General features: G+C 72.7%; 20 protein-coding genes. 9 read left to right on the forward strand and 11 right to left on the reverse strand.

Features of this window, described 5'->3' with window-relative positions; translation table 11 throughout:
• Nucleotides 1-2 precede the first annotated feature (2 nt).
• Genes OG392_RS23050 through OG392_RS23060 form a run of 3 tightly spaced genes read right to left on the reverse strand, consistent with a single transcriptional unit; the run spans nucleotide 3 to nucleotide 1,376 of the window.
• Complete coding sequence (locus tag OG392_RS23050) at nucleotides 3-254, reverse strand: hypothetical protein (protein ID WP_329282398.1); 252 nt, start codon at nucleotides 252-254, stop codon at nucleotides 3-5.
• Entirely contained in the window at nucleotides 251-733 is a 483-nt protein-coding gene (locus tag OG392_RS23055) for a sigma factor-like helix-turn-helix DNA-binding protein (protein ID WP_329282401.1), read from the reverse strand. The genes OG392_RS23050 and OG392_RS23055 overlap by 4 nt, the downstream gene beginning before the upstream one ends.
• 31 nt (nucleotides 734-764) lie before the next feature.
• Nucleotides 765-1,376, reverse strand: a complete 612-nt coding sequence (locus tag OG392_RS23060) for a MarR family winged helix-turn-helix transcriptional regulator (protein ID WP_329282404.1) — start codon at nucleotides 1,374-1,376, stop codon at nucleotides 765-767.
• 146 nt (nucleotides 1,377-1,522) lie between these two features.
• Here OG392_RS23060 and ilvA point away from each other — a divergent pair, with 146 nt between their 5' ends.
• The 3 genes from ilvA (at nucleotide 1,523) to OG392_RS23075 (ending at nucleotide 4,724) form a co-directional block, all read left to right on the forward strand.
• Nucleotides 1,523-2,752 carry a threonine ammonia-lyase gene (ilvA, locus tag OG392_RS23065; RefSeq protein ID WP_329282406.1) on the forward strand — a complete coding sequence of 410 codons (1,230 nt, stop codon included), beginning with the start codon at nucleotides 1,523-1,525 and terminating at the stop codon, nucleotides 2,750-2,752.
• 125 nt (nucleotides 2,753-2,877) lie between these two features.
• On the forward strand, nucleotides 2,878-3,921 hold the full coding sequence (locus tag OG392_RS23070; protein WP_329282408.1) for an ATP-binding cassette domain-containing protein: 1,044 nt from the start codon (nucleotides 2,878-2,880) through the stop codon (nucleotides 3,919-3,921).
• Nucleotides 3,922-3,926: 5 nt separating this feature from the next.
• Entirely contained in the window at nucleotides 3,927-4,724 is a 798-nt protein-coding gene (locus OG392_RS23075; RefSeq protein WP_266973726.1) for an ABC transporter permease, read from the forward strand.
• 81 nt (nucleotides 4,725-4,805) lie between these two features.
• On the opposite strand, the gene greA is transcribed toward OG392_RS23075, so the two are convergent.
• Together greA and OG392_RS23085 are read right to left on the reverse strand one after the other, a co-directional pair.
• The gene (greA, locus tag OG392_RS23080) at nucleotides 4,806-5,303 is read right to left on the reverse strand and encodes a transcription elongation factor GreA (protein WP_329282410.1); all 498 of its coding nucleotides are present in this window, start codon (nucleotides 5,301-5,303) and stop codon (nucleotides 4,806-4,808) included.
• 190 nt (nucleotides 5,304-5,493) lie between these two features.
• A complete protein-coding gene (locus tag OG392_RS23085) occupies nucleotides 5,494-5,895 on the reverse strand; it encodes a DUF4307 domain-containing protein (protein WP_329282412.1) in 402 nt (133 codons plus the stop codon).
• A 98-nt stretch (nucleotides 5,896-5,993) separates the two neighbouring features.
• On the opposite strand from OG392_RS23085, the gene mca reads away from it, so the two are divergent.
• Nucleotides 5,994-6,875, forward strand: coding sequence for a mycothiol conjugate amidase Mca (mca, locus tag OG392_RS23090; protein ID WP_329282413.1), 882 nt, complete (start codon nucleotides 5,994-5,996; stop codon nucleotides 6,873-6,875).
• A complete protein-coding gene (locus OG392_RS23095; protein ID WP_329282415.1) occupies nucleotides 6,868-7,113 on the forward strand; it encodes a hypothetical protein in 246 nt (81 codons plus the stop codon). Before mca ends, OG392_RS23095 begins: the two co-directional genes overlap by 8 nt.
• Nucleotides 7,114-7,177: 64 nt before the next feature.
• Here OG392_RS23095 and OG392_RS23100 read toward each other — a convergent pair whose 3' ends face one another.
• Complete coding sequence (locus OG392_RS23100; protein ID WP_329282417.1) at nucleotides 7,178-10,501, reverse strand: tetratricopeptide repeat protein; 3,324 nt, start codon at nucleotides 10,499-10,501, stop codon at nucleotides 7,178-7,180.
• A 109-nt stretch (nucleotides 10,502-10,610) separates the two neighbouring features.
• Between OG392_RS23100 and OG392_RS23105 the strand changes: the two genes are divergently transcribed.
• Together OG392_RS23105 and OG392_RS23110 are read left to right on the forward strand one after the other, a co-directional pair.
• A complete protein-coding gene (locus tag OG392_RS23105; RefSeq protein ID WP_329282419.1) occupies nucleotides 10,611-10,892 on the forward strand; it encodes a hypothetical protein in 282 nt (93 codons plus the stop codon).
• Between the two features lie 83 nt (nucleotides 10,893-10,975).
• Nucleotides 10,976-12,997: a thioredoxin domain-containing protein gene (locus OG392_RS23110; protein WP_329282421.1), complete on the forward strand. Its 2,022-nt coding sequence runs from the start codon at nucleotides 10,976-10,978 to the stop codon at nucleotides 12,995-12,997.
• Nucleotides 12,998-13,071: 74 nt separating this feature from the next.
• Here the strand turns inward: OG392_RS23110 and OG392_RS23115 are convergent, their stop codons facing one another.
• The 3 genes from OG392_RS23115 to OG392_RS23125 form a co-directional block, all read right to left on the reverse strand.
• Complete coding sequence (locus tag OG392_RS23115; protein WP_329282424.1) at nucleotides 13,072-13,479, reverse strand: rodlin; 408 nt, start codon at nucleotides 13,477-13,479, stop codon at nucleotides 13,072-13,074.
• A gap of 94 nt (nucleotides 13,480-13,573) precedes the next feature.
• Nucleotides 13,574-14,614, reverse strand: a complete 1,041-nt coding sequence (locus tag OG392_RS23120; protein ID WP_329282426.1) for an LCP family protein — start codon at nucleotides 14,612-14,614, stop codon at nucleotides 13,574-13,576.
• A gap of 416 nt (nucleotides 14,615-15,030) precedes the next feature.
• Nucleotides 15,031-15,441 (reverse strand): rodlin, encoded by a 411-nt coding sequence (locus OG392_RS23125; RefSeq protein WP_329282428.1) that lies wholly within the window; start codon nucleotides 15,439-15,441, stop codon nucleotides 15,031-15,033.
• A gap of 218 nt (nucleotides 15,442-15,659) precedes the next feature.
• Here OG392_RS23125 and OG392_RS23130 point away from each other — a divergent pair, with 218 nt between their 5' ends.
• Nucleotides 15,660-16,073, forward strand: coding sequence for a rodlin (locus OG392_RS23130; RefSeq protein WP_329282430.1), 414 nt, complete (start codon nucleotides 15,660-15,662; stop codon nucleotides 16,071-16,073).
• A gap of 171 nt (nucleotides 16,074-16,244) precedes the next feature.
• Nucleotides 16,245-16,478: a chaplin gene (locus OG392_RS23135; protein WP_329282432.1), complete on the forward strand. Its 234-nt coding sequence runs from the start codon at nucleotides 16,245-16,247 to the stop codon at nucleotides 16,476-16,478.
• A 70-nt stretch (nucleotides 16,479-16,548) separates the two neighbouring features.
• Here the strand turns inward: OG392_RS23135 and OG392_RS23140 are convergent, their stop codons facing one another.
• Nucleotides 16,549-17,805: an FAD-dependent oxidoreductase gene (locus OG392_RS23140; protein ID WP_329287409.1), complete on the reverse strand. Its 1,257-nt coding sequence runs from the start codon at nucleotides 17,803-17,805 to the stop codon at nucleotides 16,549-16,551.
• A gap of 23 nt (nucleotides 17,806-17,828) precedes the next feature.
• Complete coding sequence (locus tag OG392_RS23145; RefSeq protein WP_329282434.1) at nucleotides 17,829-19,175, reverse strand: carboxylate--amine ligase; 1,347 nt, start codon at nucleotides 19,173-19,175, stop codon at nucleotides 17,829-17,831.
• Nucleotides 19,176-19,267 lie beyond the last annotated feature (92 nt).

Below are 19,267 nucleotides of genomic sequence, written 5' to 3' on the forward strand. Positions count from 1 at the left end.
CCTCACAGGCCGTCGAACGGCGGCGTGGTCTCCGCCGCCGGGGCCTCCCAGGGCTGTGCGACCGAGGCCCAGACGACGAAGGCGAGCACGGCGAGCGCGAACAGGGTCCACGCCACTCGCCGGACCGCTCGGTTCCGTCGCAGCAGGCGGGCGCCGCGCTCGGCGGCCTCCCCGGCGAGGTCGCCGGGGACCGGCGGGTGCGGGGTGTCGAGCAGCCGCCGGACGGCCGCCTCCTTGTCCTCGTGGCGGCTCACGCGGCGGTCCTCCCGGCCGGTTCTCCCGTGCCGCGCCGGGCCGCCCGCAGGGTGGCCACGGCCCGGGCGTGGACCGCCCTGACGCGGGTTTCCGGCAGTCCCAGCAGTGCCGCGACCTGTTCCTCGGCGACCCCTTCGTACAGCCGGAGGACGAGGACGAGGCGTTCGTGCGGGTGGAGTGCGGAGAGCACCCCGCCCCGGCCTCCGTGGTGCCGCCAGGCGGTGCGTGCGAAGCGGGCGGCGAGATCGCGCCGGGTGAGCTCGTACGGGTCCTCGTCCCGCAGCCGTTCCCACGCCGCGTAGGTGTGCGCCAGGGCGGCGGTCAGCAGGGCCCGGGCGTACGGGTTGCGGGTGCGGGTCTCGGCGGTGAGCAGGGTCGCGGTGTGCAGGAGCCGGCCTGCCGCCCCGGCTACGAACGCGTCGAACTCCCGGGTGCGGTAGGCGCGTTCGTCGCGGTGTCCGTTCCGCTGCTCTGCCACGTCCTCATCTGAGGACAGCGCGGGGGCGGGGTCAAGAGGTCTGCGCGGACTCGCTCGGCTCCTCGGCCGGTCCGTCGCCCGGTTCCCCGGCCGGGGAGGCGGTCCCGGACGGGGCCGCCGGTGCGGGTGCCGTCGTCGCCGGGGACTCGGCGGCCGGTCCGCCGGTGTGCGCCGACTGCCGTGCGGACAGGGCGGTGTTGAAGCGGGTGAGCAGGGTGCAGAAGGACTCCCGCTCGTCAGGTGTCCAGCCGTCCGTGACCTCGACCATCAGCTGGCGGCGCGAGGATCGGACCTCTTCCAGGCGGGCGAGTCCGCGGGGGGACAGCTGGAGCACGACCGCGCGCCCGTCCTCCGGGTGCGAGGTGCGCTTGACCAGGCCGGTGTCGACGAGCGGGGCGACCTGGCGGGTCACGGTCGACGAGTCGATGCCCATGCCCGCCGCCAGGGCCTTCACGCCCATCGGGCCTTCCTGGTCAAGCCGGTTGAGGAGCAGGTAGGCGGCGCGGTCCATGGAGTTGCGGAGCTGCCCGGTGCCGCCGAGGCGCGTCTGCTCGGCCCGGCGGGCGAAGACGGCCACCTGGTGCTGGAGGGCGTCGAGGAGACCGGGTTCGAGCTCAGTCGTCATGTCCTGAGATGTGGGCATGGCTGTGGGTCTCTCTCGTGCGGGGGCCGGTTGGTGGGGGACAGAGTACGCGGCCCCGGGGAGGTCCGTACCGGGCCTGCGCAAACCCGCTGGGGCACCCGGTCGCCGGGCGGCCACCAGGGCCGTGAGCTGCGAGACTTGCTGTCATGAGCTTCCGTACGCCAGACCCCTTGCACCGGCTGATGCTCGACGACGTGCGGGGGGCGCAGAAGATGCTGTCCGGGGTGGCCCGGACGACCGCCATGGAGGGCAGCCGGTATCTGTCGTCGCTGGTGGGGGCGCCGGTGCACTTCAAGTGCGAGAACCTCCAGCGGACCGGTTCGTTCAAGTTGCGCGGGGCGTACGTGCGGATCGCGGGGCTGCGGCCCGAGGAGCGGGCGGCCGGGGTCGTCGCCGCCTCGGCCGGCAACCACGCGCAGGGTGTGGCGCTCGCCTCGCGTCTGCTCGGGGTGCGCGCGACGGTCTTCATGCCGGTGGGGGCGCCGCTGCCGAAGGTCGCGGCGACGCGGGAGTACGGCGCGGACGTCCGGCTGCACGGTCATGTCGTGGACGAGACGCTGGCGGCGGCGGAGCGGTACGCGCGGGAGACCGGGGCCGTCTTCATCCATCCCTTCGACCATCCGGACATCATCGTCGGGCAGGGCACGGTGGGCCTGGAGATCCTGGAGCAGTGCCCGGAGGTCCGGACGATCCTGGTGGGCGTCGGCGGTGGTGGTCTGGCCGCCGGTATCGGGCTCGCGGTGAAGTCGGTCCGCCCGGACGTGAAGGTGATCGGCGTGCAGGCGGAGGGTGCGGCCGCGTATCCGCCCTCGCTGGCCGCCGGGCACCCGGTGGTGGTCGATTCGCCGGTGACGATGGCGGACGGGATCAAGGTGGGGCGGCCGGGTGACGTGCCGTTCGCGCTGGTCCAGGAGTACGTCGACGAGGTCCGTACGGTCTCCGAGGACGCGCTCTCCTCGGCGCTGCTGCTCTGTCTGGAGCGGGCGAAGCTGGTCGTCGAGCCGGCCGGTGCCAGTCCGGTCGCGGCGCTGCTCGGCGATCCGGGGTCGTTCGAGGGTCCGGTGGTGGCGGTGCTGTCCGGTGGGAACGTCGACCCGCTGCTGCTCCAGCGCATCCTGCGGCACGGCATGGCCGCCGGGGGCCGCTATCTGAGTCTGCGGCTGCGGGTCACGGACCGGCCGGGGGCCCTGGCGACCCTGCTCGCGGTGCTCACGGTCGCCGACGCGAACGTCCTGGACGTCAGCCATGTGCGGACCGATCCGCGCCTCGGCCTGACCGAGGCGGAGGTCGAGCTGCACCTGGAGACGAAGGGGCCGGAGCACTGCCGCGAGGTGGCGGACGCGCTGCGGGACGCGGGGTACACGGTGCTGGGCTGAGCCCCGCCCCTCGCATGATCATGTGTCCCGGATCACATATTCACTGGGCGGGGAGCCCTGGGCGAACCTAGGATCGGTGGGAAACGCCCCGATTTCAACGTCCGTATCTCCCTGGGAGTACCCACATGCCAGGCGCGATCTACGCCGAGGGTCTGGTGAAGACCTTCGGTGACGTACGAGCCCTGGACGGCGTGGACCTCGACGTCCCCGAGGGCACCGTCCTGGGTCTGCTCGGTCCGAACGGCGCGGGGAAGACGACCGCCGTGCGCGTGCTGACCACCCTCCTCCAGCCCGACAGCGGCCGGGCCGTCGTCGCCGGGATCGACGTCCTGAAGGACCCCGACGAGGTGCGCCGGAGAATCGGACTCTCCGGCCAGTTCGCGGCCGTCGACGAGTACCTCACCGGTCGCGAGAACCTCCAGATGGTCGGGCAGCTCTACCAGATGAGGGCGAAGGACGCGAAGGTGCGGGCCGGCGAGCTCCTGGAGCGCTTCAACCTGGCGGACGCCGCCGACCGCACCGCGAAGACGTACTCCGGGGGCATGCGCCGCCGTCTCGACCTCGCGGCCGCCCTCGTCGTGTCCCCGCCGGTCATGTTCATGGACGAGCCGACCACCGGCCTCGACCCCCGCAACCGGCAGGGCCTGTGGGAGGTCATCAAGGAACTCGTCGCGGGCGGTACGACCCTGCTGCTCACCACGCAGTACCTGGAGGAGGCCGATCACCTCGCGCACGACATCTGCGTGGTCGACCGGGGCAAGGTCATCGCGCGCGGCACCTCCGACCAGCTCAAGGCGCAGACGGGCGGCGAGCGCGTCGAGGTCGTCGTCCACACCTCGGGGATGATCGCTGACGCCCGGGACGTCCTCGCCCGCTACGGCATCGCGGGCATCGGCCATGGAGAGGTGTCCGTCGAGGACCACACCCGCAAGCTGACGGTGCCCGTCGCCGGCGGCGCGAAGCTGCTCGCCGAGGTCATCCGTGAGCTGGACACCGTGGGGGTGGAGATCGACGACATCGGTCTGCGCCGCCCCACCCTCGACGACGTCTTCCTCTCCCTCACCGGCCATGTGGCCGAGCGGGAGGCGGAGGAGAACGGCGGGTCGGGCGGGGAGTCCCGGCCGGGCGGCGGCCGCGACGGCGAGCGCGTGAAGGAGGCGGCCGAGTGAGCACCATGAACGACTCCCTGGTGATCGCCCGCAGGAACCTGATCAGGATGTCCCGGATTCCCGAGATGATCCTGTTCGGGCTGATCCAGCCGGTGATGTTCGTGATCCTCTTCACGTACGTCTTCGGCGGCTCGATGAGCGTCGGCGGCAGCACCGACCCGGACGTCTACAAGAACTTCCTGATGGCCGGCATCTTCGCGCAGACCGTCACCTTCGCGACGGCGGGCGCGGGCGCGGGCATCGCCGACGACATGCACAAGGGCCTCATCGACCGCTTCCGGTCCCTGCCGATGGCGCGCGGCGCGGTCCTCACCGGCCGTACCCTGGCGGACCTGGTGCAGACCGCGCTGACGCTCTTCGTGCTCGCGATCGTCGCGCTGATCATCGGCTGGCGGCCCGGGTACGCGGCGCCGACCAACTTCGGGAAGGTCATGGCCGGCTTCGCCCTGCTCCTTCTCCTCGGCTATGCCTTCACCTGGATCGGCGCCCTGATCGGCCTCTCGGTCCGCACCCCGGAGGCGGCCACGTCGGGCGGTCTGATCTGGCTGTTCCCGGTCACCTTCATCTCGAACGCCTTCGTGGACTCCAGCAATCTCCCGGGCTGGCTCCAGCCCGTCGCGGAGTGGAATCCGTTCAGCGCCACCGTCCAGGCCTGCCGCAAGCTCTTCGGCGATCCGGGCCTCTCGCCGTCCGACGCGTGGCCGATGCAGTACCCGGTGTGGGCGTCGCTGATCTACTCGGTCCTGATCGTCGCCATCTTCCGGACGCTGTCCGTCCGCAAGTACCGGCGCGCGAACGGCTGACGGCGCGGCCCCGTGCGGGGCGGCCTGTCAGCACGAAGGGCCGGCCCCCGTGGGGGCCGGCCCTTCGTGGAGAGCGGTGTCTCAGCCGGTGTACGGCTTCGCGCTGAGGATCTTCACCGTGGCCTTCTTGCCGTTCGGCAGCTCGTACTGGGCGTCGTCACCGGCCTTCTTGCCGTTGACACCGACGCCGAGCGGCGACTGCGGCGAGTAGGTCTCGATGTCGCCGCTCGCGTACTCGCGGGAGGCGAGCAGGAAGGTCATCGTGTCGTTCTCGTCGCCGTCGAAGGCGATCGTGACGACCATGCCCGGCTCGACGACACCGTCGTCCGCCGGAGCCTCGCCGACCTTGGCGTGCTCGAGGAGCTGGGTCAGCTGCCGGATGCGGAGCTCCTGCTTGCCCTGCTCCTCCTTGGCCGCGTGGTACCCGCCGTTCTCGCGCAGGTCCCCCTCTTCGCGGGCAGCGGCGATCTTGATGGTGATCTCCGTGCGCGCGGGACCAGACAGGTACTCAAGCTCGTCCTTGAGCTTGTTGTACGCCTCCTGGGTGAGCCAGGTGACGTTGTCGCTGGTCTGGGTCACAGGTGCTCCTCGTAGGTACTGGGAATACAAAGCATCGCCCTACACGGGAAAGCTCTGCTGTCCCGGGTGGGCGAAACCACGAGCCTAACAATGAGTGGCGAAAAGCGGGAGGACATAACCAATCGGGATGGCGTCACCCCAGGTCACCGGGGTGACTCGCCGGGACTCGTCACCCGGTCCCTACCCACCGCTACCGAGCCGTACACCCCATGAGCTCCGCGCTGGTCGCGCGGGCGGTCGTACGCAGCGAGTAGACCTGGTCGACCCGGCTGGCCGGGTCGTCGACCCGGACGTCCTTGCGGGCCACCTCGACGCCGTCCTCGGAGCGGGAGCGCAGGGTGCAGACGCCCTCGGTGCCCTCGTCCTTGCGGATCTCCAGGTGCACCTGGACCTCGGTGGAGCTCACCACGTCGAACTTGATCAACTCGGCACTGATCTTGTTGTCGACGACGTAGTACCAGCCGAACCAGCCCATCAGGCCGAGGAAGAGGACGCCGAGCACGGCGCCCGCGATCTTGAGCTTGCGGTCGGCCGCCTCGTCCGCGGAGCGTCCGTAACGCCCCTCGGGCAGCTGCTCTCGCACCGCGCTCATGATCGATCCTCTCGAAGCCGGGGGTGGCGGAATTTTCACTCCCCCGATTCCGTCACTATAGAGACCACCCTCCGCGTCGAATCACTGAGGATCGAGTCTTGACTGAGCAGCTGCGACTGATGGCCGTTCACGCCCACCCCGACGACGAGTCGAGCAAGGGTGCGGCCACGATGGCCAAGTACGTGTCCGAGGGGGTGGACGTCATGGTCGTGACGTGCACGGGCGGCGAGCGCGGCTCGGTCCTGAACCCCCAGCTCCAGGGTGACGCCTACGTGGAGGCGAACATCCACGAGGTGCGCCGCAAGGAGATGGACGAGGCCCGCGAGATCCTCGGCGTCTCCCAGGAATGGCTGGGCTTCGTCGACTCGGGCCTGCCCGAGGGCGACCCGCTGCCGCCGCTCCCCGAGGGCTGCTTCGCCCTGGAGGACGTCGACACCGCGGCCGGGGAACTGGTCCGCAAGATCCGCTCCTTCCGCCCGCAGGTCGTCACGACCTACGACGAGAACGGCGGATACCCGCACCCCGACCACATCATGACCCACAAGATCACGATGGTGGCCTTCGACGGCGCGAGCGACACCGAGGCGTTCCCCGAGGCCGAGTTCGGCCCCGCCTGGCAGCCCCTGAAGCTCTACTACAACCAGGGCTTCAACCGTCCCCGCACGGTCGCCCTGCACGAGGCGCTCCTCGCCCGCGGCCTGGAGTCCCCCTACGGCGAGTGGCTGGAGCGCTGGAAGGAGTTCTCGGCCAAGGAGCGCACGCTGACCACCTTCGTGCCCTGCGCGGAGTTCTTCGAGATCCGCGACAAGGCCCTGATCGCCCACCGCACCCAGATCGACCCCGACGGCGGCTGGTTCCGGGTCCCGATGGACATCCAGAAGGAGGTCTGGCCCACGGAGGAGTACGAGCTCAGCAAGGCGCTGGTGCCGACCTCCCTCCCCGAGGAAGATCTCTTCGCGGGCATCCGCGACAATGCCTGACATGAGCGCACACCTGGCACTGACCCAGCTCGTCCCCTTCGCCGCCGAAGAGCTGGACGAGAACAAGGTGACCCCCGGCGTCCTCGGCTTCGTCGTCTTCGCGGTGCTGGCCCTCGCGGTCTGGCAGCTGATGAAGTCGATGAACCGCCACATGGGCAAGGTCTCCTTCGAGGAGGCCCCGGACCCGGCCGCCACCCCGGAGACCCCGGCCTCCTCGGCCGGCCCCGCCGGCAAGTAGCCGACCCGCCCCCGGGCCCGTACCCCAGCGGTACGGGCCCGGGGCACCGTCGTACCCGGGCGGGCTACCCCACCGGCACCCCCAGCACCTCCCCGGCGTGCCGGTTCGGCACCATGCCCAGATCCCAGGCCTGCCAGGGCGCCGACGGGTGGATGCCCCGGCCCAGGATCACCGCGTACGCCTCGGCGCAGTCGTCGAGCCGCGGGTCGCGCGCCGGATGGCGGTCCGCGACCAGCGCCGCGAGCTCCTCGCGCGCCGTGACCGTCCCCGGCTCCGGGCTCCCCGGGACCGCGTGCGGGAGCAGCGTGCAGCGCAGGAAGCGGGCCCAGTCCGCGCCCCGCCGGTCGCCGTACGTGTCGAACAGCGCACGCGCCTCGTCGCACAGCCCGAGCGCCTGCGGCACCCGGGCGTTGCCGGCGTCGATGATCGCCAGCTCCAGGGACGTCCAGGCCTCCCCGTGCGGCACCCCGATCCGGTGGAAGTCCGCCCGCGCGTCCACGAGCAGCTGCCGGGCGAAGCCCGAATTGCGCAGACCGCCCGTGCGGGCCGCGAGCTGGTCGCGGGTGACCCGCCCCGAATGGTGCCGGGCACTGGCGAGCCCGTACATGTCCCGCATCCGCGAGAACATCGTCCGCGCCCGGCCCAGCTCCCGCACCGCGTCGTCCCGGTCGCCGCGCTCCTCCAGCGCGTGCGCCAGATGGAACAGCGTCCACGCCTCCCCGCGCGCGTCCTCCTGCTCCCGGTGCCGCGCGAGCGCCCCGCGCAGCCCCTCTACGGCCGGCTCGGCGTCCCCGGCGGCGAGCCGGGCCCTGGCCAGCTGGGTCAGCGCCCAGGCCTCGCCGCGCCCGTCGTGGATCCGCCCGTAGCCGTCGAGCGCGTCCCGCAGCCCGGCCTCCGCGCCCGGTACGTCACCCCGCAGCAACAGCACCTGGCCCCGCTGGAAGTGCGCCCATGCCTGGCCGTGCGGGGACTCGTGCTCCCGGTGCAGCGCCAGCGACCGGTCGAGCAGAGCCGTCGCCTCCGCCAGGTTCCCCCGGTCCCGTTCCACGGCCGCGAGCGCGTGCAGCGTCCAGCCCCGGTCGGCGGCGAGCGCCTCCGGCTCCTGGAGCGCGAGCGCCTCCCGCAGCCGGGCCGCCGCGTCGGTGAGCCGGCCCTGGTGGTGCAGGGTGATCCCGAGCGAGCAGAGCGCGAGCGCCGCCCCCGGCTCCTGACGGGCCTCCTGGTAGAGGGAGACCACGGACGTCAGGGTCGTCCGCGCCTTGTCGAGGTCGCCGATCTGCCGGGCCGCGATGCCGGTCCGCCACTGCACCGAGCGGGACAGCTGCCCCTGCCCGACGGCCTCGGCCAGTTCGTTGATCTCGCCGAGCCGGTAGAGGTCGCCGCGCAGCAGGCAGTAGTCGCAGAGCGCGCCCAGCAGATCGAGCACGGTCTGCTGGTCCACGCCCTCGGTGTGCCGCAGGGCCGCCGTGATGAAGCTGGACTCCTCGTCGAGCCAGCTCAGGGCCGCCTCCAGGGAACCGAAGCCGTGCCCGCCGAAACGGTCGGCGCGGGTCGACATCTTGCCGTCGACCATGCGGATCACCGCGTCCGCGAGCTCCGCGTAATTCCGTATCAACCGCTCCTGCGCCGCCGAGATCTCCGCCGCGTCCTCCTCGTCGAGGAGCCGGAGCGCCGCGAAGCCGCGCACCGCGTCGTGCAGCCGGTACCGCTCCCCGCGCACCGGGGCGAGCAGCCCCGCGCCGGCCAGTTCCCGCAGCAGCCGGGCGCCCTCGGCGCCGCTCCCGTCGAGCAGGGCGGCGGCGGCCGCAGCACCCAGCGAGGCCCGTCCGGCGAGCGACAGCCGCCGGAGCAGCCGCCGCGCCTCGTCGTCGAGATCGACGAAGTACCGTGCCCGCAGGGCGCGTTCGACCGGGTCGACGCCCCGGTCCGGCCGGGCCAGCGTCTCCGCCAGCTCGTTCAGGGACCGCCGCGCCAGCAGGGAACCCGCCGCCCGCAGCGCCAGCGGCAGCCCGCCGCACAGCTCCCGGATCCGGTCGAGCGCCTCCGCGTCGTACGGACCGTGGTCCGGCGCCCCGCCCGCCGCCCGCAACAGCTCCTCCGCCCCGCCCGCGTCCAGCGCCGCCACCGGCAGGACGTGCGCGGCCACGTCCCCGAGGTCCAGCGGCTCCCGGCAGGTCACCAGGACCAGACTCTCGGAGCGCTCCGGCAGCAGCGCCCGCACCTGGGCGGCGTCCACGGCGTCGTCCAGGATCACCGTCACCGGCACCCCGGTCAGCTGCCGCTGGTACAACTCGGTGAGCCGCGCCACCTGCTGGTCCGCCGTGGCGCCCTCCCGGAAGAGGAGCCGCTCGCGCGGGGCGCCGAGCCGGTTGAGCAGATGGAGCAGCGCCTCCCGGGTCGCGAGGGGCCGTTCGCCGCTCGCGCCGCCCCGCAGGTCGACCACGCACGCGCCGCGGAACTGGTCGCGGAGCGCGTGCGCCGCGCGCACCGCGAGCGTCGTCCGTCCGGAGCCGGGCTCGCCGTGCAGCAGGACCACCGTCGGCCGGGTCTCCGCCGAAGCGCGTCCCGTCTGCACCCACCGGGTGATCCGCGCCAGCTCCTCCCGCCGTCCGGCGAAGTCCCCGCCGGGGTCGGGCAGATGGCCGAAGGACCGCTCCAGCACGGCCCGTCGCCTGGCCGCCGCGCTCCGGTCGGCCCCGCGCAGCCGCTCGGGCCGCGGGACCACCGCCGGCCGGTCCCGGCCGTCCGCCAGCGGGCCCCGCCCGCTGCCGCCGGAGCCGTCGGGCGAACCCGGGTCACGGGACCCGCCTGAGCCGTGGGACCCGCCGGACCCGCCTTCTCCCGTCCCCGTCAGGGGCACGTCCCCGTTCCCGCCCCCGGACGCCACCCGCTCCCGCTCCAGGAACGGGCGTACACCCCGTACCTCCAGAGCGGTCAGCCAGCGCACCCGCGCCGCCTCGACGGCACCGTCCGCCGCCTGTGCGGGTGCCACGGGTCCGGTCCGTCCCGACGTCGCCTTCAGCACCGTCGCCGCCGCGCCCGCCACGGCCACCACCGCGCCCGCGCCGAGCGCCGTCCCCGCCGTCGTCCCGAGCGCCAGGTCCGCGCCGAACGCGGCGACGGCCGCGACTCCGGCGACGAGCGCGGGAGCGCCGAACGGCGGACCGGACGAGCGGCCCGCCGCGGTCCGGGCGCCGGCGTCCTCCTTCTCCACCGCCCGTACGTAGGCCGCGTACTCCTCGCCCGCGCCCGCCGCCATGGAGTCCAGCGCGGCCCGCCCCCGGGCGAGCAGCGCCTCCGCCCCCGCCCGGCTCCCGGAGTTCCGCAGCTCCTCCTCCACCGCCCGTTCCCACAGCCGCTCAGCCTCGGCCCGATGGCTCTCCCGCATGTGCGTCCCCCTCCGCGCGTGCCCGCCCGTCCCGTCCCTGAGGCCCTGTCAGCCCCCGGACCGTGCGCGTCCAGTGTGCTGCGCGGGGCGCGAAGGCGCGAGAGCGGAGATGAGGAGGCGGCTGCGGCGGGTCCTGGACGGCGGGCACGGCCGGCGTGTACCTGGGGTCCGCATCACACCGCTGGGCGACCTCTCCGCCCTCCGTGTCTTCGTCTGGCAGTTCGACGGCCTCGTCGTCGTCCTGGCCGGCGTCCTCATGATGAACGCGATGCCGACGGCGTCCGGCGCCGCCCTGCTCGCGACGGGCGCGGCCGCCTGCTGCGTCCGGGCGGGCCTGCGCCGCACCGGATGGTCCCTCCGGCCCTTCGCCACCCGCCTCGGCCGGGTGTAGGGACGCCCGGCGGGAGCGGCCCCCGGTCCGCCGGGGGCAGGGGGTCCCGCGGGACTCCGGGGCGGCAGGGCAGGATGGACACCATGGCGAACCGACTGGCCCATGAGACCTCCCCCTACCTCCTTCAACACGCCGACAACCCGGTCGACTGGTGGCCGTGGTCGGCCGAGGCCTTCGAGGAGGCCCGCCGCCGCGACGTCCCCGTGCTGCTCAGCGTCGGATACAGCTCCTGCCACTGGTGCCACGTCATGGCGCACGAGTCCTTCGAGGACGACGCGACCGCGTCCCTGGTCAACGAGAACTTCGTCGCCGTCAAGGTCGACCGCGAGGAGCGCCCCGACGTCGACGCCGTCTACATGGAGGCCGTCCAGGCCGCGACTGGCCAGGGCGGCTGGCCGATGACCGTCTTCCTCACCCCGGACGCCGCCCCCTTCTACTTCGGTACGTACTTCCCGCCCGAGCCCCGCCACGGCATGCCCTCCTTCCCCGAGGTCCTGGAGGGCGTCAAGGGCGCCTGGGCCGACCGGCGCGGCGAGGTCGGCGAGGTCGCGGAGCGCATCGTGAAGGACCTCGCGGGCCGCTCCCTCGCGTACGGCGGCGACGGCGTCCCCGGCGAGGAGGAGCTCGCCCAGGCCCTCCTCGGTCTCACCCGCGAGTACGACGCGACCCACGGCGGCTTCGGCGGCGCACCCAAGTTCCCGCCGTCCATGGCCCTGGAGTTCCTGCTCCGCCACCACGCCCGTACGGGCTCCGAGGGTGCCCTCCAGATGGCCTCCGACACCTGCGAGGCGATGGCCCGCGGCGGTATCTACGACCAGCTCGGCGGCGGCTTCGCGCGGTACGCCGTCGACCGTGCCTGGGTCGTGCCCCACTTCGAGAAGATGCTGTACGACAACGCCCTGCTCTGCCGGGCCTACGCGCATCTGTGGAAGGCCACGGGCAGCGACCTGGCCCGCCGGGTCGCCCTGGAGACGGCCGACTTCCTGGTCCGCGAACTGCGCACCCCCGAGGGCGGTTTCGCCTCCGCGCTCGACGCGGACAGCGCCGACGGTACGGGCAGGCACGTCGAGGGCGCCTACTACGTGTGGACGCCCGCGCAGCTCACCGAGGTCCTCGGCGCGGAGGACGCCGCCCTCGCCGCCGCCCACTACGGCGTCACCGAGGACGGCACCTTCGAGCACGGCAGCTCCGTGCTGCAGCTTCCGCAGGAGGCCGGTCCGGCCGACGCCGGCCGGATCGCCTCGATCGCCGCCCGGCTCCTCGCCGCCCGCGAGGAGCGCGAGCGTCCTGGCCGCGACGACAAGGTCGTCGCGGCCTGGAACGGCCTCGCGATCGCCGCCCTCGCCGAGACCGGTGCCCTCTTCGGCCGCCCCGATCTCGTCGAGCGCGCCACCGAGGCCGCCGACCTCCTCGTCCGGGTCCACATGGACGAGTCCGCCCGCCTCACCCGTACGTCCAAGGACGGCCGGGCCGGCACGAACGACGGCGTCCTGGAGGACTACGCCGACGTCGCCGAGGGTTTCCTCGCCCTCGCCGCCGTCACCGGCGAGGGTGCCTGGCTCGACTTCGCCGGCTTCCTCCTGGACCTCGTCATCGACCGCTTCACCGCCGAGGGCGGCGCCCTCTACGACACGGCCCACGACGCCGAGGCCCTGATCCGCCGCCCGCAGGACCCCACGGACAACGCCGCCCCGTCCGGCTGGACGGCCGCGGCCGGCGCGCTGCTCTCGTACGCCGCGCACACCGGCTCCGTCACCCACCGCGCCGCCGCCGAGGGCGCCCTCGGCGTCGTCAAGGCCCTCGGCCCCCGCGCGCCCCGCTTCATCGGCTGGGGCCTGGCCGTCTCCGAGGCCCTCCTCGACGGGCCCCGGGAGATCGCCGTGGTGGGCGCCCCCGACGACGAGGCCTTCCAGGAGCTGCGCCGTACCGCGCTCCTGGCGACCGCCCCCGGCGCGGTCCTCGCCTTCGGAGCCCCCGACAGCGAGGAGTTCCCGCTGCTGAGGGACCGTCCGCTGGTCGCCGGTGGTCCCGCCGCGTACGTGTGCCGTCACTTCACCTGCGACGCGCCCGTCACCGACCCGGACGCCCTCCGCCGGAAGCTCTGAGGCCCCCGGAACGGGGACGGCCCCGCGACCCCTCCGAGGAGGGGCGGCGGGGCCGCCGTGCCGAGCGTCGTCGCTCAGCTGTTGCCGGCGCCGTTGCCGGAGAGCACGGGGATGTCGCTGAGGATGTGCGACAGCGGCTCGTCACCCTTGGCCTGGGTGGAGTTCTCCGTGCACTGCTGGTTCTGCGGGGAGGACAGGACGTTGATGTCCTGAACGGCGATCGGGATGGCGCCGACCAGCGAACCGGCGTTGACCTTGGCCGGCAGGCCGATGCACGGCTTGTTCAGGGAGCCCTGGACGAGCGCGAACTGCGGGCTCATGTTGCCGTGGGTGGCCGAGTTGCCGAACTCCTGGTGGGCACCGTTGCCGCTGAGCGAGGTGGTGCCACCGTCGTCGGCGATCGCGAGCGCCTGTCCGGCACCCGCCGCCGTCGCGCCGAGCACCGACGCGGCCACAGCAGCCGTAGCCAACAGCTTCTTCATTGTTCAGGCCTTTCGGATTGTGGCTCGCTGAGTGCCGAGCCGTGCTGATCAACTGGTCAGCGGTGCGGAGGTTCCGCGAAGTCCACCGGACGGACTACGGGCAGATGAGCGAAGCCCCGGGATCCGGCCGGTAGGCGGCCGCGGAGATCCGGCTGGGAGCGACCTCGTCGGCCGCCGGCAGCGGCCGGTCCTCGCGCAGCCGCCGGAAGACCTCGGCCGCGCCCTCCTCGTCCCAGGCGAGGGTGGACCCGACGCCGGCGATGTCCGGGTTGAAGCCGCGTACGGGCACGGTGGCGAACTCCGTACGGTCCGGGGGCAGGTCCCGCAGCCGCGCGGCGAGGGTGAGCAGCTCCCTCACGGAGATCCCCCGTTCGGCCGCGCCCGTCCCGCGCAGGGTCTCCGCGAGGTCCTTCAGCCGGCCGGGACGGCCGAGGACGCCGTCGCGGATCCGCTGCAGGGTGTTGACGACGAACTTCTGCTGCTTCTTGATGCGGCCGAAGTCCATCTGCCCGTCGGCCTTCCGCGACCGCACGTACTGGAGTGCCTCGCCGCCGCCGACCGGCCGGGTCCCGGGCTGCAGGTCGATGCCGGTGGACGGGTCCTTGAGGGCCTTCTCCGTGCAGATGGGGACGCCGCCGTCGACGCGGTCCACGGTGTCCATGAAGCGCCGGAAGTCGATCTCCAGGTAGCGGTGGACGGGCAGCCCCGTCATCGATTCGACGGTCTCCACGGCGAAGGCGGGACCGCCCTCCGCCCAGGCGCCGTTGATCTTCGCCTGGTGGGCCGCGTGGAGCTTTCCGGTGCGCCGGTCGCGGTGCTGGTCGGGGAAGGAGGTGAGCGAGTCACGGGGGAGGCTCACCACGTCGACCCGGTCGTTCTCGGCCGAGACGTGCACGAGCATCATCACGTCCGTGCAGTCGCACTCCTTCCCGCCCAGCCGGAAACGTTCCTTCTCCTCCGCGGTGACTCCCTTGCGGCTGTCGATGCCGACCACGAGGAGGTTCAGTCCCTGTCCGGGGCGGGGGAGGTCGGAGGGGACGGCGGCGAGGGCGGCGGGAGCGAGGGCGGCGAGGGCGGCGAGCGCCGCGGGGACGAGCAGCGGACGTCGGGGGCGCCGTGATCGCGGGAATTTCATGCCCGCACGGTAATTCGATCACTCTCGCACACAGATACACGACGCGACATGAACAGGACGAATCACTCTCCTGCGGCGCCTGTGGAATGATGCGGGAATCGCAGCGGGAAGGAGCGAAGATGGCGCCGGATCCCGGGAAATGGGAACGGATGGCCTTCATTCCGAAGAGCCGATATGTGAGCGACCCACCCCCAGCCGACCGCACACCATTTCCCCTCTATTCCTCACTCGTGGCCCAATGGGCGCAGGCGGGCCGGACGGTGCCGGGGATGCCCGACCGCGAGTGGGAACGTCTGATGGCCGCCCCGGTCTGGCCGACCTGGTAGCGAGGGTCCCGGGCCGTACGGCAGATGCGAAAGGGGCCGCCCCGGAGGGCGGCCCCTGACGTGTGAACGTCGTCGCGCGGAGGCGGAACGTCAGTTGTTGCCGACGCCGTTGCCCGACAGGACCGGGATGTCGTCCAGGATGTGCGAGAGCGCCTCGTCACCCTTGGCCTGGGTGGAGTTCTCGGTGCACTGCTGGTTCTGCGGGGAGGACAGGACGTTGACGTCCTGGACCGAGATCGGCACGAGGCCGATGAGGGAGCCGGCGTTGAGCTTGGCCGGCAGGCCCACGCACGGCTTGTTCAGCGAGCCCTGGACCAGCGCGAACTGGGGGCTCATGTGGCCGTAGGTGGCCGAGTTGCCGTACTCCTGGTGCGCGCCGTTGCCGCTGAGCGAGGTCGTGCCGCCGTCGTTGCCGATGGCGAACGCGGGGGCGGCGACGGCGGCGGTGGCGCCGACGATGGAGACGGCCGCGGCCGCAGTGGCCATAACCTTCTTGATCACGGGAGTTCCCTTCTAGAACCGGCTCCGTGCAGGGAGCGACCTGATCAACTGCCCATGGACGCAGGGGTTCCGCTGTGTCACTCCCTTGGCGGAGCGCACTCGGCAGCGCAAAGCGGGGCGCCAGTCGAACGGGTGAAGAGCCGGAACCTCAGCCCCCGCGCGCAGTTGATCCGGTCGCATCAATCACGTCGATTGGTGGGAACAGGAACGGAATCACCGTGATCAAGAAGATTATGGCGGCTGCGGCTGTTACGGCCTCTGTTGTCGGCGCTTCCGCTGCGGCGGCCTCCCCGGCGCTCGCCATCGCCGACGACGGCGGCACGACCTCGCTCAGCGGCAACGCCGCGAGCCAGTCGTTCGGCAACTCCACGACCGCGGGTGACATGAGCCCCCAGTTCTCGGCCGTCCAGGGCTCGCTGAACAAGCTCTGCCTCGGCGCCCCGGTCAAGGGCAACGTCGGCTCGCTCGTCGGCATCCTCGTCCCGGTCGCGGTCCAGGACGTCAACGTCCTGTCCTCCCCGCAGAACCAGCAGTGCGCCGAGAACTCCACCCAGGCCAAGGGTGACGAGCCGCTGTCGCACATCGTGGAGGACATCCCGGTCCTCTCCGGGAACGGCGCCTACAACGGCTGATCCGTCCCGCGCACTTCAGGGCCGGAGGGAACGTACCTGTTCCCTCCGGCCCTGCTGTGTGCGGGCAATGGAGTGAAAGAACGAACGTCGTCGTTTTCGCGGTTTCCTTTGTGCGGCATGTTCGTTGTGTTGCGTGAAAAGTGTTCCGCCACCGAAAGGATGCAGACGAAAATGAACTGTAAGAAGGCTGCTGCCGTCGTCGCCGGAATCATCATGGCCATGGGTGCGGCGACCCCCGCCTTCGCGGACGCGGGCGCCGAGGGTCTCGCGGTCGGTTCGCCGGGCGTCCTCTCCGGCAACGTCGTGCAGATCCCGATCCACGTGCCGATCAACGCCTGCGGCAACAGCGTGAACGTCATCGGCCTGCTCAACCCGGCCGCGTTCAACACCTGCGTCAACGCCTGAGTCCCCAGCGACCCGCAGGCACAGGGGCCGGCCCCCGGGGAGCGGACGCTCCCCGGGGGCCGGCCCTCCCTCATGCCGAGACCGGCGTCCTCCCGCCCGTCCGCGGCCGGCCCACCGCCCCGCCCCGGACCCCCGCCCGCAGCCGCCGCCGCACCCCTCGCACCAGCCTCCCCGCCGTGTACTCGGCGCCGAGGACGAACCGCATCGAGGGACCGTACGAAGGAGCGGTGAGCAGCCCGGCGAGGAACAGGCCCGGCCACGAGGACTCGAAGAGACCGCCGACCTCCGGGGCGCCGCCCGCGCCGACCCTCCGCAACGCGCCGCGCAGCTCCGGGGCGAGCACACCCGCCCGGTCCAGGCTCGGGGTGAAACCGGTGGCCGCGATGACATGGTCGGTCTCCAGGACGGCCGTCCCCTCCGGCCCGGTCACGTCGAGCCGCAGCCGCTCGTCCCCGGTCACGGCCGCCGCGGTGATCCACTGCCCGAGGCGTACGTCGCCGACCGAGGCGAACCGCTCGCGCAGCCACCAGGCCCCCGCCGGGCCGAGCGCCGAGCCGAAGATCCGCTCACGGGTCGCGGCCGGCAGCCGCCGGAAGACGCCCGGCGTGTCCGCGTACAGCTTGTTCCGCCAGCCGCAGCCCAGCCCCGTGTGCGGCACCCGCACCCTCGGCCACGGCCCCCGGTCGAGGGGCGGGGGCACGGTGTTCCACTGCAGCCGGTCCGCGCGGGCGAGGATCCGTACGGTCGCGGCGCCCCCCTCGACGAGGAGCGAGGCCGTCTCCAGGGCGGCCTGCCCGGCCCCGACGACCGTCACGTCCCGGCCGGTGAAGCGGTCCAGCTCGCCGTGGTGGCTGGAGTGGGTGACGTACCGCCGGGGCAGCCCCCGCAGCGGTCCCGGGATCTCCATGAACGGCAGGACGCCGACCGCGAGCGCCACCGTCCTGGCCCGCAGCGCCTCGCCGTCCTCGGTCCGCAGCTCGAAGGCGTCCCTGCCGGGTGCGACCGAGCCGATCAGACGCTCGTCGAGCGCGGGCACCGCCTGCCGGGCGAACCAGTCGCCGTACCCGGCGAAGAGGTCCACCGGCAGCGGCACCCCGTGCGTGGCCCGCACACCCCGCGTGGCGGCGTAGGCGTCGAGCCCGTACGCCCGCTCCGGGTCGGAGAGATGGGAGGCCCAGGGTTCCGACTTCAGGAACATGCCCGAGGGCATCGCGTGCCAGGACTCCATCGAGCGGCCGAAGGTCCGCAGACGCAGTCCGTGGACGGCCGCGTGCGCGGCGACGGACAGACCGTACGGTCCGGCCCCGACGACCACCAGGTCGTACATCGGCTTCATCGTGCCTTCCGCCTTCATCGTGGGGTGAGCTGGTGGGAGGAGCTGCGGGCCTGCGGCGCCTTCGGAGACGGCTGCGGACGCGCCCGCCGGGAGGCCAGGAACCGGCGCGCCGAGGCCACCGCCCGCCGCAGCAGGTGCCCGAGCCAGGCGAGCCCCATCGCGAACGCCGGGGCCGGGTCGTCCGCCGCGCACCAGGCGTACTCGGTCCGCCCCCGGACACCCTCGGAACCGGTTCCGTCCTCCGTCCCGTCCGCGCGGCGGCGCGGGGAGACGAGGAGCGACAGCGCCGCGTAGTTCTCGACGACGAACCGGCGGCCGTACGCGGGGGACTGCGGGGGCACGGGCCGGCCGGTGAGGTCAAGATGGAGGGCCCGGACCACGTCCAGCTCCTCCGCGTCGGCGAAGAGCCGGAACTGCGCGCCGGGCCGGGGGTTGAAGTCGAGCAGGTGGTACGCGCCCGTCGCCCGGTTCCGCCGGAAGTCCAGGTCGCACACGCCCCGGTAGCCGAGCGCTGCTAACAGCTCGCGGGCCGTTCGGTCCACGGCCGGGTTCGGCGTCCAGCGGCCCACGGCGGTGAGCCCGGCCCCGTCCGGCCACGACCGCTCCTTGCGGCCCGTCGCCCCCGTCGTACAGCCGCCGCCGGCGTCCACGTAGCCGTGGAAGAACCAGTCCAGGTCGCGGCCCGCCGGGAGGAGTTCCTGGAGCAGCAGCCTGCTGCCGGCCTCCGGGGTCCGGGCGTACAGCTCCCGCACCTCGGCGAGGGACCGCACGATCGAGGTGCTGCGCAGCCCGCCGCCGGACGGGAGAAGCCAGGGGCGGCTCCACTTGGCGACCACCGGCAGACCGAGCGACCAGGCCATGGCGGCGGCCTCGTCGGTGCCGTCGGGGAGTTCGGTACGGGGATGAGGCAGGCCCAGGGACGCGCAGGTCTCGGCGAGCGCCGCCTTGTCCGCGACCCGCAGCAGCTGCTCCTCCGTCTGCTCGGGAAACAGGAAGCGCGGGGAGAGCGTGTCGCGGCGGCGGGCCAGGCCGAGGGCGCTCACATCGTCCAGGGGAAGGACGAGGAGACGATTTGACGCTCCGTCGGGTACCGGGTCCGCGCCGTCCTCGATCTCGTCCGCGTACCGGTGGAGGAGCGCGGGCAGCTCGTCCGCGGAGGTGCCCCCCGGGCTCGCGCGGGCCGACCGGAGAAAGCGGGAACGGGCGACCGGACTGGTGCTCGATTCGATGACCGCGTGGACCGGAATTCCCGCCCTTCCGAGCGAACGCGCGGCTCCGAGCGTGCCGTGATGGAAGGGGTTCCGGTCGAGCCGTACGAGGACGGTGGGAACGCTGATGTCGAAACTCTGACGACGCAGCACGGCATGCCCTTTCATCTCGGGTGCCCCAACTGGGCGATGAAATCCTCTAATGGACTACTGATCAGAGGGAAGCCGAGTTCACGGTCGGCTCA

The sequence above is a fragment of the Streptomyces sp. NBC_00691 genome, from assembly GCF_036226665.1.
Taxonomy (GTDB): Bacteria; Actinomycetota; Actinomycetes; order Streptomycetales; family Streptomycetaceae; genus Streptomyces.